The organism is Arhodomonas sp. KWT (assembly GCF_010993615.1).
The window spans coordinates 1-3826 of sequence record NZ_WNXE01000205.1 but is presented as its reverse complement, the minus strand read 5'-3'; the positions used below and the strand labels follow the sequence as shown (position 1 = coordinate 3826).

At 73.4% G+C, this 3826-nt stretch carries 1 protein-coding gene; it reads right to left on the bottom strand.

Annotated elements, in window-relative coordinates:
- Window positions 1–379: 379 nt before the first annotated feature.
- On the bottom strand, window positions 380–3826 hold a 3447-nt coding region (locus G7A99_RS16650), incomplete at its 5' end, for a translocation/assembly module TamB domain-containing protein (protein WP_205599887.1).

The window sequence follows — 3826 nt, the reverse complement described above, 5'->3', positions numbered from 1 at the left end:
GGCCGGGCTCGGCCGTACGCGTGGACCAGGCGCCGCAGGCGTTAAGACACCACCGGAGATGTCGGCTGCCAGGAGCAGCCGACCTACAAGCAGGGGAACGGCCGTGCCATGGTACCGGGGCACGGCCGATGTCAAACGAGGTCGTGACCGGAGAGACCGGCATCGGGCCGCGGTTGGCCGCGTAGGTCGGCTGCTCAGGGCAGCCGACATCCCGCACGACACCGGAGAACGTCGGCCGCCGGGCGCCGCCGACGCTCGCCCGCCGCGCGCCGGTGGCCGATGCCCGGCCCGTGGATGGAGATATCGCACACGCTCGGCGGCCGGCACTTGAATAGCGGGCGAAGGCGTCACCCCCCCGGGCGATCCGGCCGGCACCCCCTCAGAAGTCGAAGGAATAGAACAGGTCGAGGGCGCTCTCCATACCGCTCACCGCCTCCAGGTAGAGCCGCTCGGTGAGCTGGTAGCGCAGGGTGAGGGTGTTCTCCGGGGAGAACACGCCGACGCCGTAGCGCACCAGCAGGTTCGGTGCCACGTAGCCGCTCACCGCCACCTGGGTGTCCTGGCCGCTGCCCGCGGTCTCCAGCTGAAAGTCCTCCACGCCGAGCTGACCGGCCAGCGAGCTGCCGATACCGCGCCCGCCCATCAGACCCAGCCCCAGCGCGGCCTGGGTCACGAGCTGGTTCTCGCCGGGCGTGCCGGCGCCGGGGCCGCGGCCGGTGATGAGGTACGACAGCGCATCCGCCTCCGGCATGGACGGCTCGGAGAACACGTTCGCCTGCAGCGCCGAGGGCGGGCCCGTTACCCGCAGCCCGGCGATGACCTCACCGGTGTCGCGCACCGCCTCCAGATCGATCTGCGGTTCGGTGATGGGGCCGGAGAAGATGAACCGCCCCTGGCGGATCTTCAGCCGCTGGCCGTAGCGCTCGAAGGTGCCGTCAACCAGGCTGATTTCCCCAAAGGCCTCGGCGCTGCTGGTGCCGATCTGGCGCAGTTGCAGCGCGCCCGCCAACGCGGTCTCGACGCCGAAGCCCTGGAAGCGGACATCATCGCCGAGCACGAGGTAGACGTTGGTCGAGAGCTTGAGGCCCTCCTCCCGCTTGGATTCCCCGCCCCCGTCCCCACGATTGACGATGACCACGTCGTCCGAGACCGCGACGGCGTTCTCGGGCAGCTCCTCCAGGGTGATCCGGCCCTGGGGCACTGTCAGCCGGCCGTTGACGCTGAGCGCACTGCCATCGTAGGTAATGGTCATGGCCGGGCTCACCCGTACCCGCACCAGCGGCGGATAGGCCACCTCCAGCCCCTCGCCGGAGACGGCGACGTTGGCGTGCAGCCCGTCGCCCCAGGAGATACTGCCACCGAGGCTGGCGCGGCCCTCGCCGCTCTTGAAGCCGCCGCTGAGGGTCGCACGGGTCCCCTGGATCCGGGCCGAGAGCGTCACCGCCTCCAGCGGGACCGGCAGGGACTGCACGGCGACCACACCGTCACGCAGGCGCACGGTGCCGTCGAAGGTGGGTGCGCGCAGCTGCCCCCCGAGGCTGCCGTCCACGGTCACGGTCCCCTCGAGGCGCCGCAGCTGCGGCAGGAAGGGCTGCACCAGTCCGAGACGGATACCGTCGATGCGCACGCGCCCGTCGAGGCCCGGCTCCGCCGCCCGCGGATCCGTTGACGCCTGGATATTCACCGAGCCGAGCTGCTCGGCGGTGAGCGCCAGCTCCAGCCGCGCACCGTCGTCGTCCAGGCCGGCATCCACCGTCAGCGAACGGTAGTCCAGCGTCACCGGCTCGTCGGTCTCGCTCCGCGCGGCGGTGATGCTGCCCTCACCGGTACGCGCGCTGACCTCCACACGGGGCAGGCCGCTGCCCTGCCAGCGCACGCGGGCGTCCGCGTTCAGGGTGGCGGACCACGCCAGCCCTTCCGGCAGCCACGGCTTGAGTACCGCAAGGGGGAGGTCGCCGATGCGCAGGTCGGCTCGGGCACCACCGGCACCGGCGACCAGCGGTTCGGTCAGGCACAGCCGGCCCTGATCCCTTCGCCAGCAGTGGGCGTCCACGTGGAGCTCGCCGGGACCGGCGCGCCAACGCAGCGCCGGCCGGTCGACGAGCGTCCAGCGCTCCGGGCCGGCACTGACGGTCGCCTCGGTCAGGGTGCCGTCCCAGTCGCCGCTGTCGGCGGCCAGCCCGCCGTCGAGCCGCAGCGAGCCGGTGACCGGCCCGCCGCCTTCCACGTTCACCACCAGCTGGTGCTGTGCCCGTGTGCCGTCCAGGGCGGCGGTGACGTCGCCGAGCTCCTGCCCGTCCCGGGCGACGCCGCCGGCGGACACGCGCAGGCGGCTGGCGCGGGTCATGAGCGCCGCGACACTGCCCTCCACGGCGAGACGGTCCACGCGGATGTCCTGATAGGCGATACCGGTGCCGTCCAGCGAGGCGCTCACGTCCGGCGCGGTCATCGCGCCGCCGACGCGGACGTCGCCGTTCAGCGTGCCGGCCACCCCTGGCCAGAGGGCGGCCAGCTCGGGCAGATCGAGCCGTGCCCGGGCGTCCCAGCGGCCGTCCGCCAGGCCGCCGTCGACGGCAATCTCGTCCGGACCACTGCGCAGACGCAGGCCGTCGAAGCGCCAGCCGGCACCCGGGGCACGGGCGAGGTGGCCGCGGAGCGAGACCGGGTAGCCGCGCAGCCGGCCCTCCACGCCGGGGATCGCCAGGACAACGCTCAGATCGCCGCCGCGCAGCGCGCCGGTGGTCGCGACCCGGCCGCCGAGACGCCCATCCAGCCCCGACCGGTACTGCCCGGGGTCCAGGTCCTCGGCGGTTAGCGCCGCCTGCCACTCGAGCCCGCTCCGCCAGTCCACGAGCCCCTTCGCGGAGACGCTGCCGCCGAGCAGCGCCGCGTCCAGCCGCTCGATACGCGCCGAGCCGGTGTCTCCGTCGGCGGTCAGCGCCAGACGCTTCACGGGGACCGGCAGGGGTACGGTGGCGTCGCCGGCGATACCGTCGACCTCGATCCGTGCCTGCCAGTCCAGACCGTCCCCCCAGGCCACCCCGCCGTCCCCGGAGACGGTACCGCCAAGCACCTGGCCGGTGAGCGTCCGGATCGCCGCATGGGCGGTGTCGCCCTCCGCGGCGAGCCGCCACTGCCCCTGCGGAATGCCCGGCCCCCCGATTCCGGCGTCAAGGCCGAGCGACCAGCCCTTGAGACCACCGTCCGCCTGCAGGTCCACACCGCCGGCACGCACGGTCGGCTCGCCGGTAAGCGGCCAGGCCAGGGCCTCGGCCCGCAGCCGCAGTCGTGACGGCAGCCCCGGCGTGAACAGTGCGGTGTGCGCCTCTAGACGGGCGCTCACCGGCCCGCCCGCATCGGCGGTGACATCGAGGTCCGCGAGAGAGCCGCCGGCGGTGAGCTTCAGCGTCTGATCCCCGCCGCCGGGATAACGGCCGCTGTGGGCATTCAGGGTCAGCTGTATCGGCCAGTCGCCACCGAGCCCGACCTTCCCGTGGGCGTCTAGCTCCGCCGCCGGCGCGCGCAGCGACAGCGCGTCCAGGCGGATCCGCTCGGTGGAGAGGGCACCGGCAATATGCAGCCGCGACAGGGTGTACGCCGCCTCGCCGCGATGGATCGTCGCGTCGCGCAGAGTGACGCCGGCGAGCTCGACGATCAGCGGCAGCGGCACCGCGTCAGGGAGGGACAGCCGGAAGTCCTCCGGCGGGAACGCCATGTCCGCCCCGCCCGCCGACGTCCCGCCGCCGTCGCCCCCGTCCGCCGGCGGGGCCGGAAGGTCGATCTGCAGCCCGTCCAGGGTCGTCTCGTCCATCGAAAGCCGGTTGCC